Here is a 16,450-nt window from a genome sequence, read left to right as displayed (position 1 = left end):
AGGGGCGTGGCCATGGCAGCGGCAGGCCGGACAAAGGGACCGGTCGGCGGCTGTTCAGTATCAACTCCTGGCTGGCATACTCCAGTTCCGTTATGATCAATGGTGCGTGGGGGGCGACGATGGCGCAGAGCGGGCTCGCCTGGCTTACTGAGGCCGTGGCGGATTTCGGCGCGTCGTGCAGGCCGGTGGTGAACGGTCCCGGCGATCCGGAAGCGGCGATCCGTCCTCCCCTGGAGGGGCTCCTCAAGACTGTTGGTGATCATGAAGCCCTCGACGGTGTTCTGTGGCACTCCGAGATACCACTGCGCTCCATCGGGGTGCGCCCGGACTACGCAGTGGAGGTTCATGGCTCGATCGTCGGCTATATAGAGGTCAAGCGTCCGGACCAGTCCGTCGATCCCGCGAAGTTCACCGGGCGTAACAAGAAGCAGTGGGAGCGCCTGCGCGATCTGCCAAACGTGCTCTACACCAACGGCACGGAGTGGCGGCTCTTCCGCACAGGGGAGCTCGTGGGCGATCCCGTATACCTTGATGGAGAACTGGCCGTGGCAGGGCGCGCGCTACGGGCCCGAGATCTTGAGGGCTTCAACACCCTTCTACGCACCTTCCTGCACTGGATTCCCGAGCCAATCCGTCAGGTCTCCGTGCTTGTACGGCGCACCGCACCGATGTGCCGACTCCTACGCGCCGCGGTCCGGGAGCAGCTTGAGCTCGAAGGCAGGGCGAAGGCTGAGGGCGAGCAGACCCACAATCTGCGGTTTACGGGACTGAAGAAGGACTGGCGCACGCTGCTCTTTCCTACCGCCGACGACTCCACCTTCGCGGACGGCTATGCACAGACGGTTACTTTCGCCCTGCTGCTGGCCCGGACCGAGAACATCTCATTGACCGGGGTCGCTCTGCACGAGATCGGCCGACGGCTCGATGCCGGTCACGCTCTGATGGGCAAGGCCCTCCAACTACTAACCGACAACATCACCCCGAGCTTCGAGGTCACCTTCGAGCTACTCATCCAGGTAATCGACAAGGTCGACTGGGACGCCATCCGCAAGGGACGCCGCGATGCCTACCTCTATCTGTACGAGTCGTTCCTGGAGGTGTACGACGAGAAGCTGCGTCAGCAAAGCGGCTCGTACTACACGCCTCGCGAGGTCGTCGAGGAGATGGTGCGGCTGACCGAGGACGTGCTCCGCACCCGCCTGGACCGTGCGGACGGTTATGGCAGCCAAGATGTGCGCATCGTCGATCCGGCCATGGGGACGGGAACGTATCTCCACGCGATCATTGAGCACGTCGCCGCCTGGGCCGCGCAGAAGACCGGCCCTGGCGCAATACCGGACGCGATAGGCCGGCTTGCGCGCCGCCTCATCGGCTTCGAACTGCAGATGGGCCCGTATGCGGTGGCCGAGCTGCGCACCTCGGACCTGCTCAAACGACACCGCGCTACACCGCCCCCGAGCGGCATGCAGTTATTCGTGACGGACACGCTGGACAACCCCTACGTCGCCGAGGAGGGATTTGCCTCGACCTATGAGGTGATCTCCGAGTCGCGCAGGCAGGCGAACCGTGTGAAGGCCGGAACACCTGTCACCGTCGTCATTGGAAACCCGCCGTACGACGACAAAGCCAAGGGGCGTGGCGGCTGGGTGGAAAACGGGTCAGAGGCACAGGGCGTTCCACTACTCAGGGACTTCAAGTGGCCGGGCAACGGCCGTTACGAGCACGTCCTCAAGAACCTTTACATCTACTTCTGGCGCTGGGCGACCTGGAAGGTGTTCGACGCCCACCCGGAGGACCAGCAGGGCGTCATCTGCTTCATCAGTCCCTCTGGGTTCACCACCGGTCCGGGAGGGCGCGGGCTGAGGGACTATCTGCGGCGTACCTGCGACGAGGGCTGGATCATCGACGTGTCCCCGGAAGGCCACCGTCCCGACGTGGCCAGCCGGATCTTTCCCGGTGTTGCCCAGCCGCTGGCGATCTGTCTCTTCGTGCGCAGCGGGAACAAAGGTCCTGAGCAGCCAGCTCGTATCCATTACCGCGCCGTGCACGGGAAAAGAGACGTCAAATATCGCGAGCTCAAGAAGATCCGCCTCGACGATGAGGGCTGGCACGACACCCATTCCGACGCTGTTCTACCGTTCCGTCCGATTGGCGTGACGGGGTGGGAGGACTTCCCTGCCCTTGAGGATCTCTTCCGTTGGGGAAGCCTCGGAGTCACAGCCAACCATTCCTGGGTCAATGGCCCAGACCCGGACCTTCTGCGCCACCGCTGGGCACATCTGATCCACGAGAGCGACGCGGCCAAGAAGGCCGAGCTGCTGAAGGAGACCAGAGACCGGTCGTTGGACACCACACCGACCCGACTTCCCGGCCAGCCCAAGTACGACCGGGCCCTCCGAACGGAAACAGAGCTCACCCCTCGTCTGACGCGCATCGCCATGCGCAGCTTCGACCGCCAGTGGCTTATCGCAGACAGCCGTGTCATCGACTTCCCCCGGCCCAGTCTGTGGGCGGCAGCGCACGGGGACCAGTTGTTCCTCAACCAGCAGTCCTCGCACGAGATCAGCACAGGACCGGCCGTAGTCGCTACCGCCCTAATCCCAGATACCCACCACTTCAACGGTCGCGGTGGCAAGGTGATGCCAGTCCTGCATCCGGACGGCGCGCCCAACGTTCATCCACGCCTGCTCGCTCACCTTGCCAGCGAGATCGGTGTCTCCCGGATCACTGTGCACAATCTCGCCGCCTATGTGCTCGCTGTTGCCGGGCACGGCGGATTCACCGAGCGGTTCACCGAGGAACTGCTGACCCCCGGTGTCCGGCTGCCGATCACCAGGGATCCGCAGCTGTGGGAGGAGGCCTTACGCCTGGGCGCAGAGCTGTTGTGGGCCTCGACATACGGCGAGCGCTCTATCTCCCCGGAAGCAGGCAGGCCGCAGGGGAATGTCGAGTACCCACAGGGCGACGCCCGCCGAGTCATCTACGAGCAGGCAGTCGGGCAAGCCGTACCAGCTCGGATCGACTACTCGGAGATGACCGAGACGCTCCATGTGGGTCCGGGGCAGTTCAGCCCGGTGCCCGCCGAGGTGTGGGACTACAACGTCGGCGGGATGCCTATCGTCAAGAAGTGGTTCGGCTACCGCAAGGCCAGCCCCAACAGCCGCAAAACCAGCCCCCTGGACGACTTGCATGTCGAGACCTGGGCCGGAGACTGGTCGCAGGAGCTGATGGAGATGCTCTCGGCGCTGCGGCGTCTTGTAGAACTTGCACCCGTCCAGAAAGAATTGCTCGGTCGGATCCTCGCCGGCCCAACGGTCACCTCTGCCAGCCTCGAAGCTGCCGGGATCTTGCCAGTGACTGGGAGAGACCGCAAACCGCGCGGCCGGGTGGAGATATTCCCCACCGAGGAATAGCCGGGCTCATGCTCCCTTCGCCCGGCGGTTAATGTATTCCACCGCCTCTTGGATAGTCCAGGCTTCCTGCGCCAGCTGACGGAGTGCGTGCGCCCCGCCAGCGGGTGCGGGTGTGAGCCGTTCGAGCTCGTCGGCGAACACGCCCACATCCGCCAGACGAGTCGAGAGCCGAGCGCATTCGGACTCAAAATACGCAGCTCTCCCGCTCGGGGTGATCGACAGATAGCCGTCCGCTACCTCCACCATCCCCATCCACCCGAGGGTGCGTGCATCTTCCCGGGTCGCCTCTGCATCCATGCCCCGCGCCGCCACCGCCATGGGATCGGCATCGGGATGCGGGATCTGCGCTAGCACAAGGTGATGCAGTAGCTGGAGTTGAGACGTGGATAGGGCGGCATGCATGGTCGCTTTCTAGCAGACCCCGGACCGCTCCACAGGATGTGGCGTACCGGGAGCACTTTCAGGGCAATTCCGACTGATCCTTGGGCCTTGGTGCACGAATTTCACCCTGCCCGATTCGGGTGACCGACGCGTCTGACGGGGAGACCCAGCAGCTGGCGAAGCCGTCTGCGCTTTGTAGCCTCGGCCGACCAGGCGGCACGTAGGATGGTCCCGCGGCGTATAGGTCGACCCGCCCACCCAGACAGTCCTGACCTGGGCAATTGCCAGAACGGGACCGTTTCCATGTCACACCGCGGCCAGCACCGATCACAGGGCTTGTGGGCCGAACGCCAGGCGGCGAGCCGTCGCCCAGGCCCAGCTCCGCCAGGAGGTCGGCGTGTGCCTCACCACCCGGACAACAAGAAGTGCTGGCTGAGATGGATCTCAGCCAGCACCGTACCCACACTCGTAGGCTCCTAACGGTGTCCGAGGGACGTACCGGGCAGTGAGCCGGCGTGCTGAGCAAGAACGTCCGGTTGTACATCGACCAACGACGGCTCACACGCTGAGGCTCCGATAGCTGCGTCAACGGCGGCCGTTAAGCGTTCGGTCCTCGGCGTGGGGTGTCACCACGGGATCGTGCCGGACGAGCTGCGAACTATGCGGAGCGGCCGCTGCCACAACGTCGGCGGCGATTTCGACCTCTGCCGCAAGTCGCTGTGAGAACGCGAGATCCTGAGCAGGACTCAGTGCGCGTTGCATGCCGGGACCCCGTGGGAGTACCTGCCGCAATAGTTCCGCGCTAGCTCGGGTCTGTCGCGCTTGCGCCGGTTCGGGACGAGAACTGGCTGGTGTCTGGCAGCTATAGGAGATTCTGATCGCCGAGCCGCCCATGGCCTGGCGGCTACACTGCTCCCGCTCCGTCGTCGACTCCTGCCGCGTCAGGGCTCTGAGAGAGGACGGTGACGGAGCCCTCTCCGGCCCCGAGCCAGGCGGGACAGCTCCAAGAAACACCCGAACTCTGACAGCCACAGCTCCACTTGCGTCCTCCTGACCGCTGGCACAGGAACGAGGTCACCACGCCCCGGGCCCTCTCCGCCGCAGGCCAGACTCGCTGTTCGCCAACCGTGGCCCTAGCCGCAGATCCGTGGCACCGGCCAGCATGCTTGGAGGCACCTGCGCTGATGTTTTGCATGCCTCCGCCAAGCTACCCCGAAGATGAAGTGATTGATACCAGCTGCGGTGAGCGTCTGCTACGCGTATCGTTATGGTCGGCGACGACCCTGGGGGGCGAGATGGAACCCATCAGCAAAGAAGAGCTCGCTGAAAAATACTCAGATGAGGAATTCCAGAGGAAATTATTCCGCCTTACCTCGATGAGCGAACTTCTGGGATCCTGCCTAATAGCGAAAAACTACCGGCCCCCTAGGGACCTCTATGAAGAGATTAGACTTACCGCTTACGGCGACGAGAAGCTACAAATGTTCACACGCAAGAAGATTCCTTATCCGGAATCACGTCTGGGCTGTTTTCTAGAATTTTCATGGACTGACCTATTAGTCGATGTGGATTCTACAAATGACGCCCGACTACAGGAAGCCATTGGCCGCCAGATCAAGGATAGGGTGATCTATTTCCCATTCATATTTGGTCGATACCTTTACGATCGCGCATTTGAGAAGTTGGACCTCAAGGATGGCCTAAGACAGCTTAGCCTTCCTCAAACTCTTGAATTTCTAGATGAAACACCCCAAGGGGTCTTCCAGGTTCACGATATGGTCACGGGACCCTACGGCCTACTCACAAGTCAACAAATGCGTTATTTCGGCCCGGAGCGGCATGCACGGCTGATGCACTGCAGCGATGTCAGCTGCGATGAAGTGCATCACGTTCACTTCTCAACTGCCCCGGAAGCGGGAATTATCAAGCATCGCGAAGAACGGCTGCGTGTACTCAAGCGAGAGAACGAGACCCCAAGCGCTTGGGGGTCGTTCTTGTCAGATATTTTCACTCGGACAATGAAGGTTGCGCGGGACGACGCTGGTGACGGCTTGGTCGCGTTGATTGGCGACGCCTTCACTCGCGAAGAGCTTGGTAAAATCGTTGCGTGGCTGCTAGATAATACGAAAGGGCGATTGCGTAAGACATGCGAGCCCCTTCAACTCCGAGGAGCATCTCCCGATATAGTTTCACCTCTAACGACCGCAGAGCTAATGCAGCTAAGCCTGACAGTCAGCGACAGGGATTTAATTCAAGGGATAGATTCACTTATCCATTCGGGTGAAATACAGATCCCGGCTGGAGAAGTGCGGGAGCCGGTAATCAATCACGCAGCTTTTGGGAAATTCAGAATATCCGCGGAAGCGAGCATCCATGGAATTCGCCTATTTTCGAACGCGATGAACGTTGCTCCTCTGAGGCTGCGAAATCTGATCGAGCGCATGTACAGACTGGAAAACGCGGACGACAGGGAAGAGCTGGAGTGGCAGCTGCGGAGCGAGGGTGCCCCCAGCCTGGAGGCCAGCCTCGACAAGTACCTACAGAATAGATCACCCCGGCGCGTGCTGAGTACGCTTGTGCTTGCCCGGAAGAGTAATGCGATAACCGCGTGCGAAGTTCTCAATCTACCCGATGACGCGGCAGAGCGTGATGAATTCATCTCACTTATCCTATGGAAACTTGGATACCCTTCAGCGCTGAAGGGTGACCCGCATGACGATTTTTGGCGCCTGCACGAAGAGATGGAAAGGATGGTGCGAAGCTCTCCAGGGAGCCCGCTCGGTCCCACCGTTGAAGAATTTCGCGGTACAGCCGCAAATTATTTCGTTGAACTTGAAAACATCCTTGATGACAGCCTTTGCTTCACAGTGTGGGCGCTTACGACTGACCACTTCGCCAGCATGAAACCCTTCGCATATAATGCGGATGAAGAACGGGTTCGGTCGCATAATTGGCTACAAGGGGTCGCGACCCGCTCATCTGAGGATCAGATGGAGTTCAATGAACGTATTAGCCTGTATGCCCTCTGTCGAGGGTTCCAGTGTCTGGCTAGCGAACTCTTGCGAATCGCCTCAGAACGTGAAAGTCACAGACGGCCAATACAAGACGTCCCGGAGTGGGCAGGGCAGCAGGTGCTCCAGCGGTTTCCATTTGCGCATGTGATTCCATATCTTGACCTAACGAACGACGCCAGAACAGCGGTAGCAGACAACCTGCAAGGTATTAGTCGCGTCTTGGTTGCGAACAATGTATCGAGTGCGCGAAATGAGTGGCTACACGGGCGACGCAACGAAGTTCGATTCGACGTGGTGCGGACCAGTCTGCACGCAATTCGATCCGCAGTTCAAATTATTGAGGATGCAGGTTTCTCGCGTATCCCATACGCAATCGAATCCAAATCAATCGACAATTACGGGAGAGAGTCCCTCGCATTGTCGAGTGTGCGCGGATTTAAATTTACCGTATCCTCTCCATCACCCTTCGAGTGGCTGAATATGCCGAATGTTGGAAGGGGTGTGCACGTAATGACGTCTGCAATATTCTCGGAGCCGTCGCACGCCTTGAGGTTCCGCTCCGAGATGCCTTCATCCTATCGCGACATGTGGTCAGACTACCCCAAGAGGAAGCCACGCTCTCAGCGGGCGATTCAGGCGATAGAACGGCTTACTATACCCGAAAGTTAATGAAGTGATGGCGGCGTGGTCAAGCAGTCCCCTTGGCGAGTAGTGACTGTGGGGCTGCACGTCGAGCGTACGTGACAAATTCTGTTGAGCTTTCCGAGCTCCTTCATCTCTCTCCCGCGCAGGGGTACTGAATGGACGGTATCCATCAATCCCTGCTAATTGGACGGAAGCTTCGGGTTCCGCTCCCCTTGCCTTCATGCCCAGACCTGGTGGCGAGGGCAGCTAGGTAGAGGGTGAGTTGGTGCAAGGGAAATGCCTAGCCCGCTAAGGCCAAAGGCTGAAAGCTCGCCGCCTGCCTAGGCTCGTTACGCGCTGCCCCAGCGACTCCAGGACTGCTTCCACTCAGCCACGAAGCGAGTAAGAACCTAGTCGATGCGCTCAGTAGTCCGTTTGCCGTTCTGCAGCAGGCCTACGAAGGCACGTCTTACCACCGGCTCGAGACGCCTTGCTAATACGAGGCCTCGGCGGGGTGCCTCGCCCGGTCCATTCCACGACTAAAATCGCTCAACTGCGCCCAAGGAATGCGATGCATGCCCTGGCCGCACCACTGTCTCCCCCCACGAGCTCGTTGAGTCCCGCGTGACGGTGCTCTAGGCAATGAAGGATCTGGCGTGGGCGAGTGCGCCTCCGATAAGTCCGCAGAGCCTGCGAACGCCTTCCGCGGACGGCAGTTCGCTCAGCCAGGGATCGACAGACTGCCACCCCTGATCAGTCAGCGGGGGCATCGGAGCTCCGGCTGCGATGTTGTGGGGCAGCTTGGGCAGCCGCACCAGTAGGCGATCGGTTCCTAGCGCGACTGCGGCGGCGATGCCCTCGTGAGCCAGGACCGGAACCCCGTAGGCGGTGTGCAAGGGGTGCCGCGGGGCCAGATCGGCCAGGCGGTCGCAGAGGTCGGGGTGCGTGTGCAGCTGCCACTTGCCGAGCGCGTGATCGCCAGGGCCATCCGGCGGGACAGCCTGCGCCCGCAGGAAGTCCAGCAACGCCTCGTTAGGTGAGAGCTCCGGGAGCACAGGCTGCGGCGGCTTGGCTGGCATGAGGACCACGCTACGCGCCCCCATAGTCGACAACCGGCCCGCTCGCTTGGTGTGGTTCTCAACAACTGGCCAATCGACGACAAGTCGGCATGCGGATTCCGGCAGCGCTCTCGGCGCCTCTGGGCTTCCTCCGCCGCCCCACCCACAGGTTGGAGGTCTCCAGCGGAACCTTGTATCGACGTCTTCACTGGTGGTGATGCCAGAGCGCAGACAGCGGAAGGAGGGTCAGCCGGTCACCGAAGGGCAGGGCCTGGGGGCCCGTATGGAGTAGGTAGCCGTGGACGAAATCATCGCCCAGGTTGTCGCGCAGCGCGGCAAGGCCCCGGAAGTCGCCCATGTTGGCCGAGTCGGCTGCCTTGCATTCCACGGCGACTACGCGGCCGTCGCCGGCTTGCAGGGACGATGTCGACCTCCAGGCCGCTGCGGTCGCGCCAGAGGTGGATGCGGGCATCGGTTTCGCTCCAGACGCGCTGCTTCGCCAGTTCATTGACCACGAATGTTTCCAAGAGCGCACCGCGGCAGGGGGCGACGGGACGGGCCAGGGCGGCGGCGTTGAGGGAGAGGAGGTGAGCGGCAACGCCGGTATCCGTGAGATGGACGTTGGGGTGCTTGACGACCTTGGCGGTGACGTTCCTGGACCGGGCGGGGACGCGGTGGATGAGGAAGGCGGTGCGCAGCAGGTCCAGATAACGGCGCACCGTCTTGGCGCTAAAGCCGGTCTTGTTGGACACGGCGGTGATGTTGAGTTCCTGCGCGATGGTCGAGGCCAGATAGCGCAGCATCGACTCCGCGGCGCTGTCTTCCCTGATGCGCGCGACTTCCCGCAGGTCGCGTTCGATGACGTTGGTGAGGTAGCCGTCGTACCAGCTGCTCCGGACCCGCGGGCTCTGGATCGCGAGCGGTTCCGGGTAACCCCCGGCGCAGATGCGTTCGAAGTAGTCCTTGCGGGTCTGAGGGGACGGCGGCAGGTCTCGTAGCTGCTCGGGGTTGGCGAAGGCGAGGTCGATGAAGTGCTCGGTCACGCCTGCAAGCTCACCTTGCGAAAATGGCCACACCTCAAGCACTCCGGCCCGTCCGGCAAGGGACTCGGTGATGCCGGGGACGGAAAGGAAGCGCAGCGAGCCGGCCATCACGAACTGGCCGCGCTCCTCATCGCCGTCCACTCGCACCTTGGCCGAAGATGGACTTCCCGTATCGTCGACCTCTAAGGTCCCGGAGCGTCCCAGGCTAAGTTCTCAATTCGTCCCATCGGGCGATCACCCTGGACTCGCGTTGACGTGCCAGCCTGCGACGACCAAACGCAAACGGTGCTGACCGAAAGTCGGCCAGCACCGTCATGATCTTTTGAGTGTCCGAGGAGTGACACGCACCATACGCACATGCCGATGCTGCAGGGGGTACTGGAACTGGGGCACTGACGCTGCGTTAGCGTTGATCTTCGCGAAGCGGGGCGAACCGCTCGCACATGGGCAGATGGAGCCCGGCCTCGGCCACGCCATCGTCATCGGCGTCCGCGGGGCCGGTGGCGGCGTGCCAGCGTCGCTCGTCGACGGCGGTCTGCTGTGCCGCGTCGGCATCCGAGCCGATGCGTTTGATCGCATAGTCCATCAGCCGGCGCCCGCCGGGAAAGGCGCGGCTACCTACGTGGACCTGCCGGGTGAACAGGTCCGCCGCGACCGCGGTGGCCAGCATCGTGTCCTGGCCGTCGAGAACGGCGGTGAGGCGACGGTGCAGGTTCAGCAGCTGCTGGGCGATCATAGACAGGTCGGGGCTGCTGGGGTGCCAGTCCGAGTCGACCTGGTCCAGGTCGCGTACGCGCTCAAGCTCGTGGATGAGGTCCTGCGGTTGCCACCGGGCGCGATTACGGTCGAGCCAGCCGAGCGGCGAGTCGCCCTCGAGCGGGCGCCGGGCAGTCGGCACCCCTGCCTCCGCCGTCTCTGCGCCGGGATCTGCTTCCGTCACCGACTCGGCACCGACGGGTGGAGCAGCGGCGGGTGCGGACGTGGCCAGGAGTACTGCCAGCTCGCCGATGCTGGTCTCGTACGGGTGCACGTCGAGGACGCTGTAGAACAGCACCCTGGCCAGCGCACAGAGTTCACGTTGACCGCCGTCACCAAGCACGCGCACCACTGGCACGGCCAATCCGCCCGTCTCGCTCGTCGCCGAGCTGCGCATCGTTCTACTCCGCCTCGAAGTTAAGTTAGCCTTACCTTCCTTTGGTGGAAGCGTGCTGAGGAGCGGGTGGGTGGAGGCGGACATATCCGGGCGTGACGTGCTGCGTCGCGCCGTCGCCGGGCAGCGTGGCGGGGTGGTCGCCGGAGCGCTGTTGAGTGCCGGGCATCAGGTGGGCGAGGTTCTGGTGCCGGTGCTGATCGGGCTGATCGTCGACCGGGCGGTGGCGCGGCCCGATGCCGGGGCGCTGGCCGGGTGGCTCGTGGTGCTCGCCGTCGTCTACGTCATGCTGTCGTACGGCTTCCGTATCGGCGCCCGGTTTGCTGAGCGCGCCGCCGAAGAGGCCGGCCATCACCTGCGGCTGGACCTGGTGCGCCGGGTGCTGGCCCCGCACGGCGGCGCCGAGGCCGGCCGGCCGCCGGGGGCGCTGGTGAACGTGGCCACCGAGGACGCCCGCCGGGTGGGCGCCTTCAACATGGCCCTGCCCCTCGGATTCGCCGCCGTCGTGGGCGTGGTGGCCGGCGCGGTGATGCTGCTGCGGGCCTCCGTGCCGCTGGGGCTGCTGATCCTGCTGGGTGCCCCGGCGCTGATGGCGCTCGGTCACTTTCTGGCGCGGCCGTTGGAGCGGCGCAGCGCCGCCGAGCAGGAGCGGGCGGCGCACGCCTCCGGGGTGGCCGCCGACCTGGTCGCCGGCGTCCGGGTGCTGAAGGGGCTGCGGGCCGAGCGCGCCGCCGTGGCGCGCTATCGCGCGACCAGTGGGGCGTCGCGTGCGGCCAGCGTCCGGGCGGCTGGTGCGCAGGCGTTCCAGACCGGGCTGATGCTCACGCTGACCGGGCTGTTCATCGCCCTGGTGGCGCTGGTGGGCGGGCGGCTGGTCCTCAGTGACTCGATCGGGCTCGGGGCCCTGGTTTCCGCGGTCGGACTTGCCCTGTTCCTGCCGGGGCCGGTCGGCATGCTGGCCTGGGTCGGGGCGGAGTTCGCCAGGGCCCGGGCCTCTGCCGTACGGGTCGCCGATGTCCTGGCCGCGCCGGGCGAGATCACCGGCGGCAGCGGGGAGCCCGCCCGGCCGGCCGCGGGCGAGCTGCGGGTGCGCGGGCTCGGGCATGGCGGCCTCAGCGGCGTCGACCTCACCGTGCGGCCCGGGGAGCATGTCGGTGTCGTCGTCACCGACCCCGGCCACGCGGCCGCCCTGCTGCACTGCCTGGCCCGCCGCTGCGACCCGGCCGAGGGACGTATCGAACTCGACGGGCTGCCCGTAACCGAACTGGCACCCGCGGCCCTGCGATCGACGCTGCTGGTGGCCGAGCACGACGCGCAACTCTTCGACGGGACGCTGCGGGAGAACGTCACCGCCGCCGCACCAGCGGGCGCCGACCCCTCCCCCGCCATGGCCGCGGCCGCCGCCGACGAGGTCGCCTCGGCGCTGCCGGCGGGCGCGTACGGCCGGATCGGCGAGCGCGGCAGCGCGCTGTCCGGCGGCCAGCGCCAGCGGGTCGCACTGGCCCGCGCCCTGGCCGCGGAGCGCAGCGTGCTCGTGGTGCACGATCCGACCACCGCCGTGGACGCGGCCACCGAGGCCCGGATCGCCGCCGGCATCCGCCGGGTCCGGGCCGGGCGGACCACGGTGCTGGTCACCAGCAGTCCCGCGCTGCTGGCCGCCACCGATCGTGTCGTGTTCATCGACGGTGGCACCGTCGCCGCCGAGGCCGTGCACGAGGACCTGGTACGCGATCACACCAACTACCGCGCGGCGGTGCTCACATGACCGCCGTCTCCCAGAAGCCGGAGCCGTACGACACGGCCGCCGCCGTCCCGGAGGAAGGCGGCTACGAGCTCCTGCCCGTAGCCTCCCCCGCCCGCACCCGCGCCGCGCTGCGCGAACTCGTCCGGCCGGAGCGGGCGCGTGCCGTGCTCGGCCTCGGCGTGCTGGTCGCCGCGACCGCCGTCGGGCTGCTGGTGCAGCCGCTGCTCGGCCGCGTCGTCGACATCGTGGCGGACGGCAGGCCCGCCGACGACCTGACCCTGCCGGTCGTCCTGATCGCCGTCGTCGCCGTGGCGCAGGGCGTGACCACGACCATCGGACTCGGCCAGGTCGCCCGGCTCGGCGAGAGCGTGCTGGCCCGGCTGCGCGAGGACTTCGTGGCGCACGCGCTGCAGCTGCCCGCCGACCGCCTGGAACGTGCGGGGGCCGGGGACCTCACCGCCCGGGTCACCGGAGACGTCGCCCGGGTCGCCGAGGCGGTGCGCTCGGCGCTGCCCGAAATGGCCCGCTCCGTGCTCACCATCGTCCTGACCCTCGGGGCGCTGGCGCTGCTGGACGTCCGATTCCTGCTGGCCGCACTGCTCGCCGTCCCCGTGCAACTGCTCACCGCGCGCTGGTACGTACGCCGGGCGCTGCCGCTGTACGCCGAGCAGCGGGTCGCCAACGGCGCGCAGCAGCAACAGCTGCTGGAGACCATCGGCGGCGCCGCCACGGTGCGCGGACACCGGCTGGAGCGAGAGCACACCGAGCGCAGCGACCGCGGCTCGCGCGCCGCCGTCGAGGTCACCATGCGCGGCGTCAAGCTGGTGCTGGGCTTCTACGGGCGGCTGCACATCGCCGAGTATCTCGGCCTGGCCGCGGTGCTGTTCGCCGGCTATCTGCTGGTCCGCGACGGCTCCGCGTCCGTGGGTACGGCGACGGCGGCCGCGCTGTACTTCCACAGCCTGTTCGGGCCGGTCAACCAGGCGCTGGTGCTGCTGGACGACGCGCAGTCGGCGACGGCCGGTCTGGCGCGGCTGGTCGGGGTGACCGATCTGCGTACGCAGGAGCCGGCGGCCGCGGGCGTCCGTACGGAAGACGAGGCGGCCGAGCCCGCGGTGGAGGTACGCGCCGTCAGCCACACCTACGGAGCCGGCCGCCCGGTCCTGCGCGACGTCTCCCTCACCCTCCGCCGGGGTGAACACGTGGCGCTGGTGGGCGCGAGCGGGGCCGGGAAGTCGACGCTGGCCCGCATCGTCGCCAACGTGCAGCAGCCGACCGAGGGGACGGTACGGATCGCCGCCGACGGCGCGGACGTGCCCGTCGCACTGGTCACCCAGGAGGTCCACGTCTTCAGCGGGACCCTCGCCGACGACCTGCGCCTGGCCCGTCCGGATGCCACCGACGCCCAACTGCGCGCCGCTCTCGCCACCGTGCACGCGCTGGACTGGGCCGAGGCGCTGCCCGACGGCCTGGCCACCGAGGTCGGCGAGGGCGGCCACCGGCTGGATCCGTCCCGCGCCCAGCAACTCGCCCTCGCCCGGCTGGTGCTGGCCGACCCCGCCGTCGCCGTGCTGGACGAGGCGACCGCGGAGGCGGGCAGCGCGGGCGCCCGGGTGCTGGAGCGCGCCGCCGAGGCTGCTCTGTCGGGCCGTACCGCCCTGGTCGTCGCCCACCGGCTCACCCAGGCCGTCGCCGCCGACCGGATCGTGGTGCTCGAGGCGGGCCAGGTCGTGGAGACCGGCTCGCACGAGCAACTTCGGGATGCCGGCGGCCCGTACGCCGCGCTGTGGCGGGCGTGGTCCGGCAGCCGCACCGCCCCGCACCCCTGAACGCTGACCCCTTCTCTCCGACAGCCCCTGAACCCCAGAGGACAACGCCATGTACCGCCGTCTCCAGCGCCATCGGCTCGCCGCCGTAGCCGCCTCCGCCCTGCTCATGGTCTCCGCCGCCGCGTGCGGCTCCGACGGCGACTCCGGCGACTCAGCCGGGCCCGCCTCCGACAGCAAGGCGGACAAGGGGGCATTCCCGGTCTCCCTCGGCCACAAGTACGGCTCTACCACCGTCAAGTCCGAGCCCAAGCGCATCGTGACCGTCGGCCTGACCGACCAGGACTCCGTGCTCGCGCTCGGGAAGGTGCCGGTCGGCACCACCGAGTTCGTCGGCGAGTACAAGGGCGCCATCGGCCCCTGGGCGGAGAAGGCACTCGGCTCCAAGCCGCGGCCCAAGGTGCTGCATGACGACGGCACCGGCCCCCAGGTCGAGAAGATCGCGGCGCTGCGCCCCGACCTGATCCTCGCCACGTACTCCGGACTCACCAAGGACCAGTACCGCACCCTCTCCAAGATCGCCCCGGTCGTCGCCCAGCCCAAGGACGGCCCGGACTGGTCCATCACCTGGCAGCACCAGACCGAGCAGATCGGCAAGGCGCTCGGGCAGCCGGACAAGGCGCGGAAGCTGGTCGCCGGCACCGAGAAGCACATCGCCGGCGCCGCCGCGAAGCACTCCGAGTTCAAGGGCGCGAGCGCGGTGATGGCCACCCCGTACGAGGGCAAGTACATCTACGGCCCGCAGGACAACCGCACCCGGCTGCTCGCCGATCTGGGCTTCACCCAGCCCGCCGACCTCGGCAAGGTGGTCGGCGACGAGTTCGGCGCCAACCTCAGCAAGGAGCGCACCGACCTGCTGGACACCGACGCCCTGGTCTGGCTCGTCGACGACCCGGCCAAGGACGCCGCCAAGCTGCACAATGACCCGCTCTACGGCGACCTCGACGTGGTCAAGCAGGGCCGCGAGGTGCTGATCGAGGAGGGCAGCGACTTCGGCAGCGCCATCTCCTTCGTCAGCCCGTTGAGCCTGCCGTACGTGGTCGACCGGATGACGCCGCTGCTGTCCGCGGCCGTCGACGGCAAGCCGGCCACGACGGTCCCGGCGCCCAAGCCGTGATGACGTCAGGACCCGAAACCGCCGCCGAGCAGGGCGCCACCAGCCGGCGCCCCACGCACCCCACACGCCCCGCGCGCCCCACGGTGCTCGTGGCCGCCACCGTGGCCGCGCTGGCGGCGCTGTGCCTGCTCTCGCTCGCCCTGGGCGCGCTGGACATCCCACCGTCCCAGGTCTTCCGCGCGCTGACCGGCGGCACGGTCGACAAGCGCATCGACGACGTCATCTGGACGGTACGGATCCCGCGGACCGGGCTCGGCCTGGCGGCCGGTGCCGCGCTCGGCCTGGCCGGCGTGCTGATGCAGGCGCTGACCCGCAACCCGCTGGCCGACCCCGGCATCCTGGGGGTCACCGCGGGGGCGTCCTTCGCCATCGTCCTCGCCGCCGGGGTGGCGGGCATCGGCTCGCTGCTCGGCTACATCTGGTTCGCCTTCGCCGGGGCGATGGCCGCCGGGATCACGGTCTACCTGCTCGGCAACATGGGCCGCTCGGGCGTCACTCCGGTGAAGCTGGCCCTGTCCGGCGTGACGGTGACCGCCGTGCTGTCCTCGCTCACCAGCGCCGTGGTGCTGACCGACCCGGACGCGCTGAACCGCTACCGCTTCTGGTCGGCCGGCTCGCTGGCCGACCAGGACGCGGCCACCGTCTGGCGCATCCTGCCGTTCCTGGCGGCCGGCGCCCTGCTCGCGCTGGCGAGCGCGCCCGCGCTGAACAGCCTCGCGCTGGGCGACGACGTCGCCGCCTCGCTGGGCCGGCGGCTCGGTCTCGTACGGCTGCAGGGCGTCGTCGCCGTCACCCTGCTCACCGGCGCCGCCGTGGCCGCCATCGGCCCGGTGGTCTTCATCGGCCTGGTCGTCCCGCACGTCGCCCGCGTCCTGGCCCAATGGGCGGGCCTCGGCCCCGATCACCGGTGGCTGCTGCCGCTGTCGGCGGCCGCGGCCGCCGCGCTGCTGCTCGCCGCCGACATCCTCGGCCGGCTCATCGCCCGCCCCAGCGAGGTGCAGGCCGGGATCATCGTGGCCTTCGTCGGCGCCCCCTTCTTCATCGCCCTGGTCCGCCGGCAGCGGCTCGCGGAGGTGTGAC

General features: G+C 66.6%; 10 protein-coding genes. 6 read left to right on the top strand and 4 right to left on the bottom strand.

The genetic code is table 11. The features are described from left to right. The first annotated feature begins 92 nt into the window (after window positions 1-92). Entirely contained in the window at window positions 93-3,413 is a 3,321-nt protein-coding gene (locus ACNNMR_RS38235; RefSeq protein WP_419999312.1) for a type ISP restriction/modification enzyme, read from the top strand. A gap of 6 nt (window positions 3,414-3,419) precedes the next feature. On the opposite strand, the gene ACNNMR_RS38230 is transcribed toward ACNNMR_RS38235, so the two are convergent. Beyond that, entirely contained in the window at window positions 3,420-3,815 is a 396-nt protein-coding gene (locus ACNNMR_RS38230; RefSeq protein WP_419999311.1) for a hypothetical protein, read from the bottom strand. Window positions 3,816-5,017: 1,202 nt separating this feature from the next. Between ACNNMR_RS38230 and ACNNMR_RS38225 the strand changes: the two genes are divergently transcribed. Then, on the top strand, window positions 5,018-7,477 hold the full coding sequence (locus ACNNMR_RS38225) for a hypothetical protein (protein ID WP_419999310.1): 2,460 nt from the start codon (window positions 5,018-5,020) through the stop codon (window positions 7,475-7,477). A 590-nt stretch (window positions 7,478-8,067) separates the two neighbouring features. Here ACNNMR_RS38225 and ACNNMR_RS38220 read toward each other — a convergent pair. The 3 genes from ACNNMR_RS38220 to ACNNMR_RS38210 form a co-directional block, all read right to left on the bottom strand. Continuing rightward, window positions 8,068-8,511: a hypothetical protein gene (locus ACNNMR_RS38220; RefSeq protein WP_419999309.1), complete on the bottom strand. Its 444-nt coding sequence runs from the start codon at window positions 8,509-8,511 to the stop codon at window positions 8,068-8,070. Window positions 8,512-8,798: 287 nt separating this feature from the next. Next, window positions 8,799-9,674: an ATP-binding protein gene (locus ACNNMR_RS38215; protein ID WP_419999308.1), complete on the bottom strand. Its 876-nt coding sequence runs from the start codon at window positions 9,672-9,674 to the stop codon at window positions 8,799-8,801. Between the two features lie 262 nt (window positions 9,675-9,936). Further along, window positions 9,937-10,686 (bottom strand): hypothetical protein, encoded by a 750-nt coding sequence (locus ACNNMR_RS38210; protein ID WP_419999307.1) that lies wholly within the window; start codon window positions 10,684-10,686, stop codon window positions 9,937-9,939. 70 nt (window positions 10,687-10,756) lie between these two features. Between ACNNMR_RS38210 and ACNNMR_RS38205 the strand changes: the two genes are divergently transcribed. The 4 genes from ACNNMR_RS38205 to ACNNMR_RS38190 are packed head-to-tail and all read left to right on the top strand — an operon-like array spanning window position 10,757 to window position 16,449. After that, the gene (locus ACNNMR_RS38205) at window positions 10,757-12,448 is read left to right on the top strand and encodes an ABC transporter ATP-binding protein (RefSeq protein WP_419999306.1); all 1,692 of its coding nucleotides are present in this window, start codon (window positions 10,757-10,759) and stop codon (window positions 12,446-12,448) included. After that, the gene (locus ACNNMR_RS38200; protein WP_419999305.1) at window positions 12,445-14,256 is read left to right on the top strand and encodes an ABC transporter ATP-binding protein; all 1,812 of its coding nucleotides are present in this window, start codon (window positions 12,445-12,447) and stop codon (window positions 14,254-14,256) included. Before ACNNMR_RS38205 ends, ACNNMR_RS38200 begins: the two co-directional genes overlap by 4 nt. 49 nt (window positions 14,257-14,305) lie before the next feature. After that, a complete protein-coding gene (locus ACNNMR_RS38195) occupies window positions 14,306-15,370 on the top strand; it encodes an iron-siderophore ABC transporter substrate-binding protein (RefSeq protein ID WP_419999304.1) in 1,065 nt (354 codons plus the stop codon). Next, window positions 15,370-16,449, top strand: coding sequence for a FecCD family ABC transporter permease (locus tag ACNNMR_RS38190; protein WP_419999303.1), 1,080 nt, complete (start codon window positions 15,370-15,372; stop codon window positions 16,447-16,449). The genes ACNNMR_RS38195 and ACNNMR_RS38190 overlap by 1 nt, the downstream gene beginning before the upstream one ends. The last annotated feature ends 1 nt before the right edge of the window (window position 16,450 follow it).

It is taken from the genome of Streptomyces boninensis (assembly GCF_048572725.1).
Taxonomy (GTDB): domain Bacteria; phylum Actinomycetota; class Actinomycetes; order Streptomycetales; family Streptomycetaceae; genus Streptomyces; species Streptomyces boninensis.
Note: the sequence above shows the minus strand (reverse complement) of the source record. Positions and strands in the feature narration are given on the sequence as shown.

Bases quoted from the DNA above. Each gene is read 5' to 3' on its own strand.
- ACNNMR_RS38235 (WP_419999312.1), top strand. From the start codon at position 93: ATGATCAATGGTGCGTGGGGGGCGACGATGGCGCAGAGCGGGCTCGCC.
- ACNNMR_RS38230 (WP_419999311.1), bottom strand. From the start codon at position 3,815: ATGCATGCCGCCCTATCCACGTCTCAACTCCAGCTACTGCATCACCTT.
- ACNNMR_RS38220 (WP_419999309.1), bottom strand. From the start codon at position 8,511: ATGCCAGCCAAGCCGCCGCAGCCTGTGCTCCCGGAGCTCTCACCTAAC.
- ACNNMR_RS38210 (WP_419999307.1), bottom strand. From the start codon at position 10,686: ATGCGCAGCTCGGCGACGAGCGAGACGGGCGGATTGGCCGTGCCAGTG.
- ACNNMR_RS38200 (WP_419999305.1), top strand. From the start codon at position 12,445: ATGACCGCCGTCTCCCAGAAGCCGGAGCCGTACGACACGGCCGCCGCC.
- ACNNMR_RS38195 (WP_419999304.1), top strand. From the start codon at position 14,306: ATGTACCGCCGTCTCCAGCGCCATCGGCTCGCCGCCGTAGCCGCCTCC.
- ACNNMR_RS38190 (WP_419999303.1), top strand. From the start codon at position 15,370: ATGACGTCAGGACCCGAAACCGCCGCCGAGCAGGGCGCCACCAGCCGG.